Origin of the sequence: Nocardia sp. NBC_00565 (genome assembly GCF_036345915.1) — a bacterium.
In the GTDB taxonomy this organism is placed as follows: domain Bacteria; phylum Actinomycetota; class Actinomycetes; order Mycobacteriales; family Mycobacteriaceae; genus Nocardia.
In genome coordinates, this window is the sequence record NZ_CP107785.1 from 6,111,276 (window position 1) to 6,125,563 (window position 14,288).

At 66.3% G+C, this 14,288-nt stretch carries 15 protein-coding genes; 9 read left to right on the top strand and 6 right to left on the bottom strand.

Features of this window, described 5'->3' with window-relative positions; translation table 11 throughout:
• Nucleotides 1-43: 43 nt before the first annotated feature.
• Nucleotides 44-1,942, bottom strand: coding sequence for a translational GTPase TypA (typA, locus tag OG874_RS28305; RefSeq protein ID WP_330250146.1), 1,899 nt, complete (start codon nt 1,940-1,942; stop codon nt 44-46).
• A gap of 153 nt (nt 1,943-2,095) precedes the next feature.
• Here typA and OG874_RS28310 point away from each other — a divergent pair, with 153 nt between their 5' ends.
• Both OG874_RS28310 and OG874_RS28315 read left to right on the top strand, forming a co-directional pair.
• Nucleotides 2,096-2,272, top strand: a complete 177-nt coding sequence (locus tag OG874_RS28310; RefSeq protein WP_330250147.1) for a hypothetical protein — start codon at nt 2,096-2,098, stop codon at nt 2,270-2,272.
• Nucleotides 2,273-2,347: 75 nt separating this feature from the next.
• Nucleotides 2,348-2,644, top strand: a complete 297-nt coding sequence (locus tag OG874_RS28315) for a 4a-hydroxytetrahydrobiopterin dehydratase (RefSeq protein ID WP_330250148.1) — start codon at nt 2,348-2,350, stop codon at nt 2,642-2,644.
• Here the strand turns inward: OG874_RS28315 and OG874_RS28320 are convergent, their stop codons facing one another.
• Nucleotides 2,645-3,979, bottom strand: a complete 1,335-nt coding sequence (locus OG874_RS28320) for a mannosyltransferase (RefSeq protein WP_442943128.1) — start codon at nt 3,977-3,979, stop codon at nt 2,645-2,647.
• A 280-nt stretch (nt 3,980-4,259) separates the two neighbouring features.
• Between OG874_RS28320 and OG874_RS28325 the strand changes: the two genes are divergently transcribed.
• Nucleotides 4,260-5,090 carry an Rv1157c family protein gene (locus OG874_RS28325; protein ID WP_330250149.1) on the top strand — a complete coding sequence of 277 codons (831 nt, stop codon included), beginning with the start codon at nt 4,260-4,262 and terminating at the stop codon, nt 5,088-5,090.
• A 117-nt stretch (nt 5,091-5,207) separates the two neighbouring features.
• On the top strand, nt 5,208-5,585 hold the full coding sequence (locus OG874_RS28330; RefSeq protein WP_330250150.1) for a hypothetical protein: 378 nt from the start codon (nt 5,208-5,210) through the stop codon (nt 5,583-5,585).
• A 13-nt stretch (nt 5,586-5,598) separates the two neighbouring features.
• On the opposite strand, the gene OG874_RS28335 is transcribed toward OG874_RS28330, so the two are convergent.
• The 3 genes from OG874_RS28335 to OG874_RS28345 form a co-directional block, all read right to left on the bottom strand.
• Nucleotides 5,599-6,306, bottom strand: a complete 708-nt coding sequence (locus OG874_RS28335; protein WP_330250151.1) for a DUF1906 domain-containing protein — start codon at nt 6,304-6,306, stop codon at nt 5,599-5,601.
• 178 nt (nt 6,307-6,484) lie between these two features.
• Complete coding sequence (locus tag OG874_RS28340) at nt 6,485-7,612, bottom strand: hypothetical protein (RefSeq protein WP_330250152.1); 1,128 nt, start codon at nt 7,610-7,612, stop codon at nt 6,485-6,487.
• Nucleotides 7,613-7,849: 237 nt separating this feature from the next.
• On the bottom strand, nt 7,850-8,455 hold the full coding sequence (locus OG874_RS28345; protein WP_330250153.1) for a CHAP domain-containing protein: 606 nt from the start codon (nt 8,453-8,455) through the stop codon (nt 7,850-7,852).
• Between the two features lie 374 nt (nt 8,456-8,829).
• Here OG874_RS28345 and OG874_RS28350 point away from each other — a divergent pair, with 374 nt between their 5' ends.
• Genes OG874_RS28350 through OG874_RS28365 form a run of 4 tightly spaced genes read left to right on the top strand, consistent with a single transcriptional unit; the run spans nt 8,830 to nt 12,404 of the window.
• Nucleotides 8,830-9,480, top strand: a complete 651-nt coding sequence (locus tag OG874_RS28350) for an ABC transporter permease (protein ID WP_330257457.1) — start codon at nt 8,830-8,832, stop codon at nt 9,478-9,480.
• Complete coding sequence (locus OG874_RS28355; RefSeq protein WP_330250154.1) at nt 9,473-10,666, top strand: ABC transporter ATP-binding protein; 1,194 nt, start codon at nt 9,473-9,475, stop codon at nt 10,664-10,666. The genes OG874_RS28350 and OG874_RS28355 overlap by 8 nt, the downstream gene beginning before the upstream one ends.
• Nucleotides 10,663-11,442: an ABC transporter permease gene (locus tag OG874_RS28360; protein WP_330250155.1), complete on the top strand. Its 780-nt coding sequence runs from the start codon at nt 10,663-10,665 to the stop codon at nt 11,440-11,442. Before OG874_RS28355 ends, OG874_RS28360 begins: the two co-directional genes overlap by 4 nt.
• Entirely contained in the window at nt 11,439-12,404 is a 966-nt protein-coding gene (locus OG874_RS28365; protein WP_330250156.1) for a glycine betaine ABC transporter substrate-binding protein, read from the top strand. The genes OG874_RS28360 and OG874_RS28365 overlap by 4 nt, the downstream gene beginning before the upstream one ends.
• 10 nt (nt 12,405-12,414) lie before the next feature.
• On the opposite strand, the gene OG874_RS28370 is transcribed toward OG874_RS28365, so the two are convergent.
• Complete coding sequence (locus OG874_RS28370; RefSeq protein WP_330250157.1) at nt 12,415-13,062, bottom strand: TIGR03086 family metal-binding protein; 648 nt, start codon at nt 13,060-13,062, stop codon at nt 12,415-12,417.
• Nucleotides 13,063-13,181: 119 nt separating this feature from the next.
• On the opposite strand from OG874_RS28370, the gene OG874_RS28375 reads away from it, so the two are divergent.
• Entirely contained in the window at nt 13,182-14,153 is a 972-nt protein-coding gene (locus tag OG874_RS28375) for a helix-turn-helix transcriptional regulator (protein ID WP_330250158.1), read from the top strand.
• The last annotated feature ends 135 nt before the right edge of the window (nt 14,154-14,288 follow it).

Sequence of the window (14,288 nt, forward strand, 5' to 3'; positions counted from 1 at the left end):
CACGGTCGGGACTCTACCTTGCCGCTGCCGACCCACTCGCGAACTACAGCGCTGCCCGATCCCGGGCCTTCCGTCGCGACAGCTCGCGCCCACGTTCGGTGGCACCGAGGATCGCCTTGCGCACCCGCACGATCTCCGGCGTGACCTCGACGCACTCGTCGGCGGCGCAGAACTCCATCGCCGCCTCCAGGTCGAGCTGCAGCGGCTTGGCCAGCGTCTCCATCACGTCGGCGGTCGAGCTGCGCATATTGGTCAGCTTCTTCTCGCGGGTGACGTTGATATCGAGATCCTCGGCGCGCGGGTTGATCCCGACGACATGACCCTCGTAGGTGTCCGCGCCCGGCTCCACGAAGAACTGCCCGCGGTCGGCCAACTGGATCATGGCGAACGGGGTCACCGAGCCGGCGCGATCGGAGACCAGCGAACCCGTGTGGCGGGCCCGGATCTCCCCCGCCCACGGCGCGTAGCCGTGCGAGACCGCGTTGGCGATGCCGGTGCCGCGGGTTTCGGTGAGGAAGTCGGTGCGGAAGCCGATCAGGCCGCGCGAGGGGACGATGAACTCCATCCGCACCCATCCGGCGGCGTGGTTGTTCATCTGCACCATCTTGCCCTTGCGGGCGGCGAGCAGCTGGGTGATCGCGCCGAGGTACTCGTCGGGGCAGTCGATGGTCAGCTCTTCGTAGGGCTCGTGCACCTTGCCGTCGACCTGCTTGGTGACCACCTGCGGCTTGCCGACGGTCAGCTCGAAGCCCTCGCGGCGCATCTGCTCGACCAGGATGGCCAGCGCCAGCTCACCGCGGCCCTGCACCTCCCAGGCGTCCGGGCGGCCGATATCGAGCACGCGCAACGAGACGTTGCCGACCAGTTCGGAGTCCAGTCGCGACTTCACCATGCGCGCGGTCAGCTTGTGGCCCTTCACCCGGCCGACCATCGGTGAGGTGTTGGTGCCGACGGTGACCGAGATGGCCGGCTCATCGACGGTGATGCGCGGCAGCGCGACGGGATTGTCGATATCGGCGAGGGTGTCGCCGATCATGATCTCCGGGATGCCCGCGATGGCCACGATGTCACCGGCCTCGGCGACCTCACCGGGCTGACGTTCGACGCCGATGGTCTGCAGCAGTTCGGTGATCTTGACCTGCTTGACGCCGTCGCCGTGCATCCACGAAACGTTCTGGCCCTTGCGCAGTTCACCGCTGTAGATGCGGACCAGCGCGAGGCGGCCGAGGAACGCCGAGGCATCGAGGTTGGTGACGTGTGCCTGCAGCGGCGCGGTCGGATCGCCCTTGGGCGCCGGAATGTTCTCCAGCAGCACGTCGAACAGGGCGTCCAGGTTCTCCGCATCCGGCGCGTTGCCGTTCTCGGGACGTTCCTTGGAGGCCTTGCCCTCTCGGCCGGAGGCGTAGAGGACCGGCAGATCCAGCGCGAGTTCGGCGGCCTCGGCGGCCTCGTCGTCCAGATCCGAGGCGAGGTCGAGCAGCAGATCGTGGCTCTCCTCGACGACCTCTTCGATGCGGGCGTCGGGCCGGTCGGTCTTGTTCACCACCAGGATGACCGGCAGCTTCGCCGCGAGCGCCTTGCGCAGCACGAAGCGGGTCTGCGGCAGCGGTCCCTCGGACGCGTCGACCAGCAGCACGACGCCGTCGACCATGGACAGACCGCGCTCGACCTCACCGCCGAAGTCGGCGTGGCCGGGGGTGTCGATGACATTGATCACGGTGACCGAACCATCCGGGTGGTGCCGGTGCACCGCGGTGTTCTTGGCGAGAATGGTGATGCCCTTCTCGCGCTCGAGGTCACCGGAATCCATCACCCGATCGACCAGCTCGGCTCGCTCGGCGAAAGCGCCGGACTGGCGCAGCATGGCGTCGACCAGCGTCGTCTTACCGTGGTCGACGTGGGCCACGATGGCGACGTTGCGAAAATCGCGTGCAGACGACACGCCTCAATCCTCCTGCTGTTGGGTGTTGATGCCGGCCGACCCCTGCAAACAGGTGGACAATCGATACTCACCGGGCATTGCGGCCAGTTACACAGTACCGGTAACCGGGCGGGTCGAAGACCACGCGCTCTGCTAAGGGTACGCTAACCAATCATGGGCAAGGTCAAAGCGAAGCAGGTTTCGAGCCTGAAACCGAAGAAGAAGTGCTGTCGGAAGAAGACGCGCTGCTTGAAGTGCCCTGTTGTCATCATGCGGATGAAACGCCTGGAAGCGACCGGTTGCTGCGGTAAGGAACTGAAGAAAGGCCTCAAGAAGGCACGCGCCGCCTGACCGTTCGAGCCGACGAAACCGCCATGTCACCAGCATTCCGCCGTGCCGCCCCGGCGCTCGGAGTACAACCAGGGTATGAGTGCTCCCAAACTAACTGAGGCCGAACTCACCCAAGCTCTGACCCAACTGCCCGACTGGACCCGCTCCGGCGACACCATCACCCGCACCATCGAGGCCAAGACCTTCCCCGCGGGCATCGAACTCGTGCGCCTGGTCGCCGATGTCGCCGAGGCCGCGAACCATCACCCCGATATCGATATCCGCTGGCGCCGGGTGAGCTTCACGCTCTCGACCCACGACTCCGGCGGGCTCACCGCGCTGGACGTATCGCTCGCGCGCGAAATCGACCGACTGGCGGCACAATCCGACTGATCAGGCGTTGCGTTCGACGACCACCGGGGCTGCGCTCTCGCGGTCCGACCATTCGTTGCGGCCCGCCCAGATCACCCAGCCATAGAACACCAGCACGCCGAGCACATCGACGGTGCCGAGCCAGGACAGCACACCCGGACGCGAGATGGTCCAGATCGAGTGCTGAGCGAACGACAGTACCCACGGCACCCCGATCAGGGTGGTGACCAGCCAATAGCCCGCGAGAATCCGCGCGCCCGGCGCCCGCCGCAGCGGACCGTGGACCAACCACAGCACCGTGGGCAGCAACCACACCCAGTGATGCGACCACGAGATGGGGGAAACCAGCAGCCCGAACAGCTGCACCACGATCAGCGTGCCCAGCCGATCATCGGAATCCAGTGCGCGCCAAGCGAAGAAGGCCAGGATCGCAACCACCACGACGGCCGCCAGCCACCACGGCCCGGACTGGACGTCATAGCCGAGTAGACGGCTCAGCGCACCGCGCAGCGACTGGTTCCACACCGAGCCGACCGGACCGATTCGATCCGCGTCGCCGAGCAGCGTGCCGAAGTACCGCTTCGCCTCTTTGTGGTTGATCAGGAAGCTGATCCCGACCGTCGCGCCGAACACCACCGCCGACCACACCGCGGTTCCCCAGCGCCGTCGAGCCACGAAGTACAGCCCCGAAATCGCCGGCGTCAGTTTGATTCCCGCGATCACACCGATCAGTCCACCCGATAGCCACCAGCGCGAGCTGCGCACCGCGAGCATGGCACCGAGCACCAGGAAAACATTGACCTGGCCGTAGTCGATCGTGGTCCGCACCGGCTCCATCCAGATGCCGATGGCGGTCCACCAGACGGCGGCGGTGCGCCACTGCGGCTCCCGCATCCGCTCCTTGCCGAGGATCAGCTCGAAGGCGATCCACACCACCACATACAGCGCGGCGACGATGGCCAGCAGCCAGAGCACCGCGATCAGCGTGAACGGCAGATAGTGCAGCGGGAAGAAGACCAGCGCCGCGAACGGCGGATAGGTGAACGGCAGCGGGAAGTCCGGCGTCTTCTCGGCGTAGGTGAAGTCGTAGAGTCGGTCGGTCAGCAGGGCCGCCGAACCATCGACATAGACGTGCAGGTCGACGAGGTTCATCCCGTTCTTCGACAGCAGCATCCACAGCAGCCTGGCCAACACGGACAGACCGAGCACCGGCACAGCCAATCGGAGGCTTCGGTTCAATTCGCAGGCTTTCGAGTCGGTTCCGGGTCGTCGGCCTGGTTCCCGCGCGGTTCGGGCATTCGGCGACAGAGAGCTGAAGGCTTCGACTAGATTAACCGCCGTCTCGAGAGATCCCATCAATCCCCTGCACTGCCCCGGCGCCAGCACTCATGCGCGGAGTGGGGTAGCTTGCGTAGCCGCAACAGCCCGCGCCCGCCAATAATCACCGATAACATTTGCATCACCTTTCACTCTGGTAACATACGACCGCGCTACGGTCTGATATCACTGATCGTCCACAACAGAATTAGGGGCACGGCGGCTGTACACACGGCGCTCATGTCCCTAGAGTGACCCCGAAACGATGGCTTTTTGCATCGCTCCTGTGATGTACCCGAGGTTAAGGACGGCTAGACCAGTGCTTCGCACCCGAGGATCGCGGATCTTGTTGTCCGCGCTCGCCATCGCAGCGAGCGCTTCGCTCGCCGCGCCGTCGACGGCAGTCGCGGCACCGGCCCCCGCGCCCGTCGCACCGAGGAACACCATTCCCATGGTTCCCGAGGGCGTCCCGATCGATGTGCTCGCCGCATTGGCCCCGGCCATCGTCGGTGCCATCGCCGGACCGGCCGATGCCAAGCCGGTCGCCGATGCCAAGCCGGTCGCCGACGCCAAGCCGGTCGCGGATGCGCCGAAGAGCGCCATCCTCGATCAGGCGCGGGCACTGCTGGCGACGCTGAACCTGCCTCCGCAGATCAAGTCCACGCTGGAACGGATCATCACCTTCCTGGATGGCAGCGGTGGCGGCGGACCGGAGGTCCCGCAGGGCGGTCCGGTCATCGCCCAGTTCCTCTACCCGACCATCGGTAAGGGCTGCATCGGCACCGGCGCCGATTCCATCGGCACCGCGCTCGCCGTCCCCGGCCCGGCCACCCTGCCGCCGCCGGGACCCGCGGCCGGTCAGACCGGATTCGTCTTCACCGCGCTCGGCACCAAGTCGCCGACACCGGAGCAGAACCCGCCGATGACGGTCCAGTGGCTGAACCTCGACACCCGGCAGACCGGCATCCTGCCGCTGACCGACGAGGCGAAGATCAACCCGGACGGCCCGGCCACGCTGTCCGCGATCGCCGACACCGGCTCGGGCCGGGTCGTCGCGGTGGTCTCCGGCTCGCTGACCACCAAGGCCGATGACGCCGATCCGCGGACCTGCTCGTTCCTGCCGACGCTGGGTTTCTTCACCGTCGCTTGAGTGCTGCCGCGAAGCCCGGCGGTCCGGACGGACCGCCGGGCTTTGTTCGGCGTCGACACGGTGGATCAATCGGTGCGATAGCTCGCCGCTCCGGAAAGACTGTGGTAGACAAAGGCTATGGCGACTGTCGAGGCTTCGCTTCGGTCCCGTTCTTCGATCCGCCCGGGTCGCTCGATCCGGAGTAGGCGTTCGCATCGATCGATCCTGTCCTTCCGCTCGGAAGGCTCGATACTGTCGATCGGCTCCGCCTACTCGATTCTGTCGATCGGCAGCGTCGGCTCGGTCCTGTCCATCGGTGCCGTCGGCTCGTTCGGCTCGGTGATCTCGTCGTTCTCGATCGGCAGCCTCGGTTCGGCCTTCTCCGGCATATCCCAGTGGTCCCTGTTCTCCTGGCGCGGCGACCACGAAGCCCCCGACAACCGGCCCATCCTGCGGGTAGTCCCCGACGACGAGCCCGAACTGCGTTTAGCCCCCACCTGCCACTGCCAGACCTAGCCGCCGCGCCGGCTCACCATTGGCCGTATTCGGCGGCGAGGATGTTGTTGATGTCGACGCCGACGCCGTCGATGGCGCGCTGATCGATCTCGATCTGATGCAGGTGTGCGGACGGGTGCACGAAACCCTTCGGTGTGCCCCAATTGTGCTGCCAGTACCAGGCACCCAGCCCCGCGGCGCGCGCCAATTCGATGGTCGGCGCGTTGGCGTAGATGCCGACGTTCTCCTTGCCGATCACCGACTCCCAGCCGAGGATGTACGGCGCGATCATGGCGGCAAAATCGACCGGTGTCGGATTGTCGTCGATGGAGGCGTAGATCGGCCGGTTCGCCGGACCGCCGGCGGCCAGGTGCAGCTCCAGACCGCGCGCGGCATGCTTCTTGCCCGCCTCCAGGCCGCCGCGCCAGTCGGCGGTAGCCCCCTTGCCGAACTGGTAGTTCGACACGATCGTCAGACCCGCGGCATGCAGTTGATCGACCTCGCTGGCGCGCAATGGCTTACCCGCCATCCATTCGGCGCCGGGGCGGCGATCGGAGACGTAGCGGATCACGCCGACATGACCGTCGTCCCTGATCGAACTGGCGGCGGGGATGCCACCCGCATAGTCGACGAGGGTGCCGAGCACACCGCTGGCCGCGGCCCGTGGCGCGGTCAGCCCGACGGCGGCGGCCGCGGCGGTGTAGGCGAACAACTGGCGGCGAGACACAGAAATGGAACGCATCGCAGGACTCCTTCGCGCAACCCGGACATGGATAGCAGCGTGCCCGGCGCACCTTCCCCAAGGTTCACTCGCGCGCCGGTAGCCTCGAACGTGCACTCATTTCACCATATTCACATGTGAACCGCTAGACCCACCGGAAACATGATTCACACTCGCCACATGCGTAAAATGAGTCGCGCTAGGCGATACCGTCGATCCGCGCCGCGACATCGATCGTGCGGCCCGAGCTATCGCTGAGCTCCTCGCGCACTACCCCGGCCACCTGCGCGAGGACCTGCTTCTTGATGCCGGCGAGCGCCCCGAGTGTGGCGGCCCGCATCCCGTGCGCCTTGAACTCCAGCCGCAGCTCATCCGAGGCGGGTGGCGGCACATCGATGACCACCAGTAGCGGATCGGCCGCCCGCGCGATCAGCACCAACGGGATCTCGACATCCGCGCGATAGCGGTTGGTCTTGAGCACATCGACGGTGATGTCCAGACTCACCGGCAGCGTCAGGTCGAAGGCCACCGGCTCATCCGACCGATCCGCGAGCTGCGGTATCCGAACATTCCCCCGCACCGTGACCGTCGCGGAGTTGCGCGGCCCGGTCCGGAACGGTCCGACCTCGATCGGACGGCCCGCGATCTGCTCGATGAATTCGAAGACCCGATCCCTGGTCACGATGCGCGAGAAGAACTGGTGCCCGAATTCGTCGTAGCTGATCCAGTCGAACTCGGCCTGGGTGGCGCGCTCGGAGCGAACTCCGTTGATGATGGCCTCGACGTCGAACACCCGGCCGCTGCGCGTCTGCGGATCGGCGAGCATCGCGTTCACCCGATTGGCGACCTCGCGCTGCACCACCCCGGCGATCGGGTCGAGCAACCACTCCCAGGCCGAGGCAATGGCCTGGGCGCGCAGCACGAAGCTGACGTCGCGGGCGGTGATCGGCGGGATATCGATCACGATGAGCAGCGGATGGGCGGTGCGCGCGTGCAGCGTGAGGTCGATTTCGGTGACCGCCTCCAACCGCAGTTTCCGCCCACCGAGCAGTACCTTCACCGACATCGACAGCGGCACGGTGACCTCGAAGGTGACATGCGGGCCATTGCGCAGGACGACCGGTTTGCCCACCTTGCCCTCGGCGACGAACCCGGCCAGTCCGGCCGGGCCGAGGGAGAACGGGCCGATCGTCATGCCGCGACCGGTCATGCTGGAGACCGCGGCCTCGATCCGATCCGCCGTCACCGCGTGGGTGACGAACCGCTCCCCGAAATCGGCATAGTCGATCCACGTGGGATCGTCGGTCGTTTCCTCGGTCGGCTGCATCAGAGTTTCCGAAACCCTCACCTCTCAACGGACACCCGACACGGTACGCGACGCGGATTTCCAGAAGGCGGGGCCGACGCGCCCCGATCAAGGGTCCCTGTCCTGCTGATGAGGGGGTAGCAGGACAGGGACCGGACGGCGGCGCTGCCGGGCGCCGCCTGCTCAATGGTAAGTGTTAACCGAGAGCTCGCCGACCACGCATCCACACTAGGAAGACCGGCTGAGCGGCAACACTATTCACAAACGACCGAACCCGACGATCCCGGGTGTCACCGCCAGCGGGAAGCGGTGCATCGCGATCTCGCCGAACTCGTTGCCGCCGATCGTGGTCACCACCCCGTTATCGGCCGTGACCACAATATTCGTGTGCTGACCAAAGGGACTCTGCTCAGCGTAGAGCAGTACGTCACCAGTGCGCGGCTGATATCCGGAACCGATCGGTACGAAACGATCCGCGCCCTGGTAGTACTCCTGCAGCGTGTAGACACCCGGAATCCGCCACGATCCGGAATTCGGATTCGCCAGGGGCGCATCCGCCTCCCGCAGCACCCAGCTGACGAAGTCGGCGCACCACGGTTCGTCGACCCCTTCGGCGTACTTCGGACCGTCGCCCGGTGCCTTGAATTCCCGTTCGAGGACCGTGACGATCCGTCCCTGCGTGAGGTCCAGCCTGGACCCGTCGATCGCAGGAAATGCGGTCAAGCGGTCTCCGGCGATTGCGGGTTGTGCACGATCCTGCCACCAGCGCACCCCGACCACACCGGCCGCCACCAGCGCAACCACCAGCATGCCGAGCATCGGCCACACATACCGTCGCCGCTCGGTCACCTCATGCACCGGCATGCTCCCCTCCAGGATTCGACTCTTGATCAGTAGGACGAATGGGCCCGCCCCGAGGTTCCCGCGGGTGTGGTTGAGGTTGGCGACTGTTCCGAATTTCCTTTCAACGCATGACATTCAGTGATAGCCTGCGGTGGTCTTGGGATGCGGCGAAAACCAAACCGTAAGTTGGGAAGTCGTTTTTGTAGGTCGTCCAGGCGAGTTGCGTCGGACGTAAAAAGCTCGATGGAAACCATGTAGAACCCGGCGTTGCCGGGCGGTGGTATTGCCACGAGCAGACCTGCGACTTCAGTTGCAGGCCAACCCTGGTGGAGTAATTTGTCAGGTCGTGCAAGCGTGCCGCACATTTGACACGTTTCACGAACGGAGGTACGGCCCTGGACACACTGTGGACATTCGTGGTGCATCGGCGCGCACAGCTGATCACCGACTCGTATCTGCACGTCTCGGCGGTGGTGCAATCGATGCTGCTGGCGACGCTCGTGGCCGTGCTGATCGGCGTGCTGGTCTATCGCAGCCCGTTCGGCTCCTCGGTGGCGACCGCGCTGGCCAGCGCCATTCTCACCGTCCCGTCGTTCGCGCTGCTCGGTCTGCTGATTCCGTTCCTCGGTCTCGGCGTCGGCCCGACCATCACCGCACTGGTGCTCTACGCCCTGCTGCCGATTCTGCGCAACACCATCATCGGACTGGCCTCGGTCGATCCCGCGATCGTCGACGCCGCGCGCGGGGTCGGCATGAACCGGCTCCGCGTGCTCGCGCGCATCGAACTCCCGCTGGCCTGGCCCTCGATCCTGACCGGGATGCGCGTCAGCACCCAGATGATCATGGGCATTCTCGCCATCGCCGCGTACGCCAAGGGGCCGGGCCTTGGCAATCCGATCTTCTCCGGCCTGGCCCGGCTCGGCAGCCCGAATGCGGTGCCGCAGGCCCTGGTCGGCACGATTCTGATCGTCGTGCTCGCCCTGATACTCGACGGGATCTTCGTCATCGTCGGACGACTCACCACCTCGAGGGGAATTCGTGACTGATACCGAGACCCGCGGCGACACGACGGCATCGGCGGTATCCGGCGTCGAGATCGTGCTCGACGCGGTCACCAAACACTATCCCGGCCAACGTGATCCGGCGGTCGACCGGGTGTCGCTGACCATCCCGGCGGGTGAGATCGTCGTCCTCGTCGGACCGTCCGGCTGCGGCAAGACCACCACCATGCGGATGATCAACCGGCTCATCGAGCCGACCTCGGGCATCATCACGATCGGCGGTCGCGACGTCACCGGCGAGAATCCGGACCAATTGCGCAGGGGCATCGGCTATTCCATTCAGCAGGCCGGGCTGTTTCCGCATATGACGGTCGCGAAAAACGTTGCGACAGTGCCGGGTTTGATCGGCTGGGACCGCAAGAAGGTCGCCGCGCGGACCGATGAAATGCTCGATCTGGTCGGCCTGGATCCCGATACCTACCGCCACCGCTACCCGCGCCAGCTCTCGGGTGGCCAGCAGCAACGCGTCGGCGTAGCCCGCGCGCTGGCCGCCGATCCGCCGGTGCTGTTGATGGACGAGCCGTTCGGCGCGGTCGATCCGATCACCCGGGGCCTGCTGCAGGACGAGCTGCTGCGCCTGCAATCCGAACTGGGCAAGACGATCGTCTTCGTCACCCACGATTTCAACGAGGCGGTGAAACTCGGCGACCGAATCGCGGTGCTGGGCAATCAATCCCGCATTCTGCAGTACGACACCCCGGCCGCGATCCTGGCCGATCCGGCGGACGAGACCGTGGCCGGTTTCGTCGGCGCGGACGCCTCGCTCAAGCAGCTCACCCTCACTCGGGTCCGCGATGTGGAGCTCGGCAGCTGCCCCACGGCACTCGAGACCGATTCGGTCGACAGCCTCCGCGCGACGCTGGCCGGGCGGGACTGGCCGTGGGCGCTGATCCTGGACGCGCAGCAGCGGCCGCTGCGCTGGGTGTCGAGTGCGCAACTAGCGCAGGCGAATTCGTTGCGTGACAGCGGTTCACCGGTCGGTGAACAGCTATCGCTGCAGTCGACCCTGCAGGATGCCTTGGAGGCCTTGCTCGCCGAGCAGACGGCGACGGCGGTCGTCACCGGTCGGCGCGGCGAATACGCGGGTTTGATCACGATCGACACCCTGGTCGGCCACCTGTCTGCCATGCGTGCCACGCACGCCGGCGCGGAGACGGACGCGCCGACATGACCACGGCCACCACCGCACCCGCCACGGCCTCGCCGACGACACTGCGGAGGGCCGAACGTATTCGGCTGCTCGTCCAGCCCGCGCTGGTGCTGGTGCTCACCGCGGGCGTGCTGGTGTGGGCGTTTCGGCGCGACCTCACCGTCACCCAGCAGGCCAGCATCAGCGTCTCGAATATCGCGACCGTCACCTGGCAGCATGTGTTGATCACCGCGACGGTCGTGGTGATCGTCATCGCGGTCGCGGTGCCGCTGGGCACACTGCTCACCCGGCCCGGATATCGCCGCCTGGCACCGCTTTTCGTCGGCATCGCCAATATCGGCGCGGCAGCGCCGGCCATCGGTCTGATCGTGCTGTTCTATCTCGCGACCCGCACCACCGGGTTCTGGATCGGCGTCGCGCCGATCGCCTTCTATTCACTGCTTCCGGTGCTGCGCAATACGATCCTGGGCTATCAGCAGGTGGATCGGACTGTCATCGATGCCGGGCGCGGCCAGGGGATGTCGGCGCTGACGGTGTTGCGCCGCATCGAATTTCCGCTCGCCGTCCCCTACATTCTGGCCGGACTGCGCACCTCCCTCGTGCTGGCCGTCGGCACCGCGACGCTGTCGTTCCTGGTGAGCGCTGGCGGACTCGGCATTCTGATCGATACCGGGTACAAGCTGCGCGACAACGTCACGCTGGTGGTCGGGGCCGTGCTCGCGGTCGCGCTCGCACTGCTCGTCGACTGGCTGGGTGCGCTGGCCGAGCAGTATCTGGGTCCGAGGGGGTTGAAATGAGGGCGTGGGTACTGGGAATCGCGACCGTACTAGCGTTGAGCGCCTGCGGATTACAGTCCGGCAGCGCGGTGCCGTTGCGGGTGGGTCCCGGCAGTATCCGTCCGGTGCCTGAGCTCGACGGTGTGTCGATCACGGTGGGCTCCAAGGACTTCACCGAACAGAACATCCTCGGATACCTCATCGAATTCGCCCTTTCCGCGGCCGGTGCGCAGGTTCGGGATCTGACGAATATCCAGGGCTCCAACAGTGTTCGCGATGCCCAACTGCACGGTCAGATCGATATCTCCTACGAGTACACCGGAACCGGGTGGATCAACTATCTCGGCAACGAGACTCCGGTGCCGGACGAGGTGGGGCAGTTCGAGGCGGTCCGGGACGCCGACCTCGCCGCGCACGGCATCGTGTGGACGGATATGGCGCCGATGAACAACACCTACGCGCTGGTGATGAGTACCCGCACCGCGCAGGAGACCGGCGTTGTCACCTTGTCCGACTATGCCCGGCTGATCACCACCGATCCCGATGCCGCGGCGACGTGCGTCGGCACCGAATTCAATGTGCGCCAAGACGGTTACCCGGGAATGGCGCGCAAGTACGGTATCGATGTCGGCAAGGTGCACAAGCAGATCGTGCAGGACGCGGTGGTCTATCAGGCCACCGCCGATGCCAAGCAGTGCCGGTTCGGCTCGGTCGCCGCGACCGACGGCCGGATCCCGGCCCTCGGGCTCGTGCTATTGAAGGATGATCTCGGGTTCTTCCCGAAATACAATGCGGCACTGGTGATGCGGAAATCCTTCGCCGACGCCCACCCACAGGTTGCCACCATCATGGAGCCGATCTCCAAGAAATTGACGAACGAGGCGATCACCGAATTGAACCGGCAGGTCGACGTCGATGGGCGGGAACCCGCGGAAGTGGCGCGCGACTGGATGGTCGCCGAGGGCTTCGTCACCGCCCGCTGACCGGGCTGAACTACGCCTGCGGGTCGCGACCCAGGTAGCGCAGCAGCTCATCGACCGTGGTGTCGCCCGACTCACCATCGACGATGGCGGCGTACGCACCCCACTGACGCAGCGGCTCAACGATTTCTGCCTCGGGTCCGCCGCCGGGCGCCGGATTCGCGGTCCGTGCCGCGGTGAGCAGGTGGTCGGCGAGTTCGTCGTCGAGCGGGGAGGGCTGTCCGGTGGCGATCGCGATATCCCAGGCGTGGACGGCCGCGTCCAGCGCGCACATCAGCGCGGCGACCGGAGTCGGCAGCGCGCCATGTGGCAGCGGGGTGGGGACGGTCTCGGTCTCGTCGGTGACCGTGGCCCAGGCGGCCGCGGTCTGCTCGATCGCATCCCGCACCAGCGCGGCGGCGGCGCCGTCGATCGCGCCGGACGGGGCGAAGGGGTTGTATGCGGGCCCGTTTCCGATACCGAGCGCCGCGGCGTAGGCGAGTTGATCACCCGCGGCGTGCTGAATCACCTGCGTGACATCCCATTCCGAGCACGGGGTCGGCAGCTGCCACTGGTCGTCGCCGATGCCCGCGACGACCTCGGTCAGCGCGCGGTAGGAGGTGGTGAGCGCATCGCGCCAGACGGGACGCAGGGTCGCGGTGGCGGCGGTCGTGATGTTCATGGCGGGCCTTTCGAGCTGTGCTGACTGCTTCTTGCTGATGTCACCAAGCCTATGAGGCCATTAGGCTAGTTTTGTTCCTAATACATCGGCTCCGGCCAAAAAGATTTCGGGAGGCGACGGTGGCGGCCACCACAACGCGAGTCCTTCGCTTGCTATCGCTGCTGCAGGACCGCGCCCATACCGGCCGTGAGCTGGCCGAACGGCTGGACATCACCGACCGCACCCTACGCAACGACATCCAGCGACTGCGCGAACTCGGCTATCCGGTGCACGCCGAACGCGGCGCGATCGGCGGCTATCGACTCGGCCGCGGCTCGACCATGCCACCGCTGCTGCTCGATGACGACGAGGCAGTCGCGGTGGCCGTGGCGATCGGCCTGGCCGAGGACGGCTCGACCGGGATCGCCGATATCACCGCGAACGCGTCGCGCGCACTGGCGAAGCTCGAGCAGATCCTGCCGAAACGCTTGCAGCGCAAGGTGACCGCGCTGCGCAGTGCGACTGCGATCGGACCGGCGACCACTGGATCCCGCGAACCGGACGCTCCGGTCCCCGCCGCCGTGCTGAGCACCCTCGCCGGCGCCATCCGCGACGGCGCGACCGTGCTGATCGGCCTGAATGCCGACGCGGACAACGAAATCGAGCCCTACCGGCTGATCAACTGGCAACGCCGCTGGTATCTGGTCGCCTACGACCTGGAAACCCATTCCTGGCGAGCGATTCCCGTCGCCCAGGTCCAGCGGGCCGTCGCGGGCGCGCGCCGCTTCGCCCCGCGGTCACTGCCCGACGACGATCTGGTGGCCTTCGTCATGCGCCATATCGCCAGCACCGGATGGAAGGTGCATGCCCGGGTCACGGTCCTCGCCCCCGCCGAAACGGTGATCGCCCGGATCAACCCGGCCGTCGGTGTGGTGGAGGCCGTCGACGCCGGTACCTGCATCCTGTTGACCGGCGCGGACGCCCTCGAGACCATCGCCATCTACCTGAGCATGCTGATGATGGACTTCCGCGTCGACGGCCCGCCGGAGCTGGTCGCGCATCTGCGTACCCTCGCGCGGCGCTATACCGAGTCGGTGGAACTGGCGCCGTAGCGCTATCGACCTGGCAACCCGATCCAATCGAGCGGGCTTCGACCGTTTCGCGGCGGCATATCGCGATGGCATGGCGTTCAACGACAACGGGACCGATCCTCGTCGTTGCGGATCGGTCCCGTTATCGTTCGAGCG

Coding starts and splice junctions, on each gene's coding strand:
- OG874_RS28335 (WP_330250151.1), bottom strand. CDS start 6,306: ATGCGTTCCATTTCTGTGTCTCGCCGCCAGTTGTTCGCCTACACCGCC.
- OG874_RS28365 (WP_330250156.1), top strand. CDS start 11,439: ATGAGGGCGTGGGTACTGGGAATCGCGACCGTACTAGCGTTGAGCGCC.
- OG874_RS28340 (WP_330250152.1), bottom strand. CDS start 7,612: ATGCAGCCGACCGAGGAAACGACCGACGATCCCACGTGGATCGACTAT.
- OG874_RS28315 (WP_330250148.1), top strand. CDS start 2,348: ATGAGTGCTCCCAAACTAACTGAGGCCGAACTCACCCAAGCTCTGACC.
- OG874_RS28310 (WP_330250147.1), top strand. CDS start 2,096: ATGGGCAAGGTCAAAGCGAAGCAGGTTTCGAGCCTGAAACCGAAGAAG.
- OG874_RS28320 (WP_442943128.1), bottom strand. CDS start 3,979: ATGGGATCTCTCGAGACGGCGGTTAATCTAGTCGAAGCCTTCAGCTCT.
- OG874_RS28345 (WP_330250153.1), bottom strand. CDS start 8,455: ATGCCGGTGCATGAGGTGACCGAGCGGCGACGGTATGTGTGGCCGATG.
- OG874_RS28360 (WP_330250155.1), top strand. CDS start 10,663: ATGACCACGGCCACCACCGCACCCGCCACGGCCTCGCCGACGACACTG.
- OG874_RS28330 (WP_330250150.1), top strand. CDS start 5,208: ATGGCGACTGTCGAGGCTTCGCTTCGGTCCCGTTCTTCGATCCGCCCG.
- OG874_RS28370 (WP_330250157.1), bottom strand. CDS start 13,062: ATGAACATCACGACCGCCGCCACCGCGACCCTGCGTCCCGTCTGGCGC.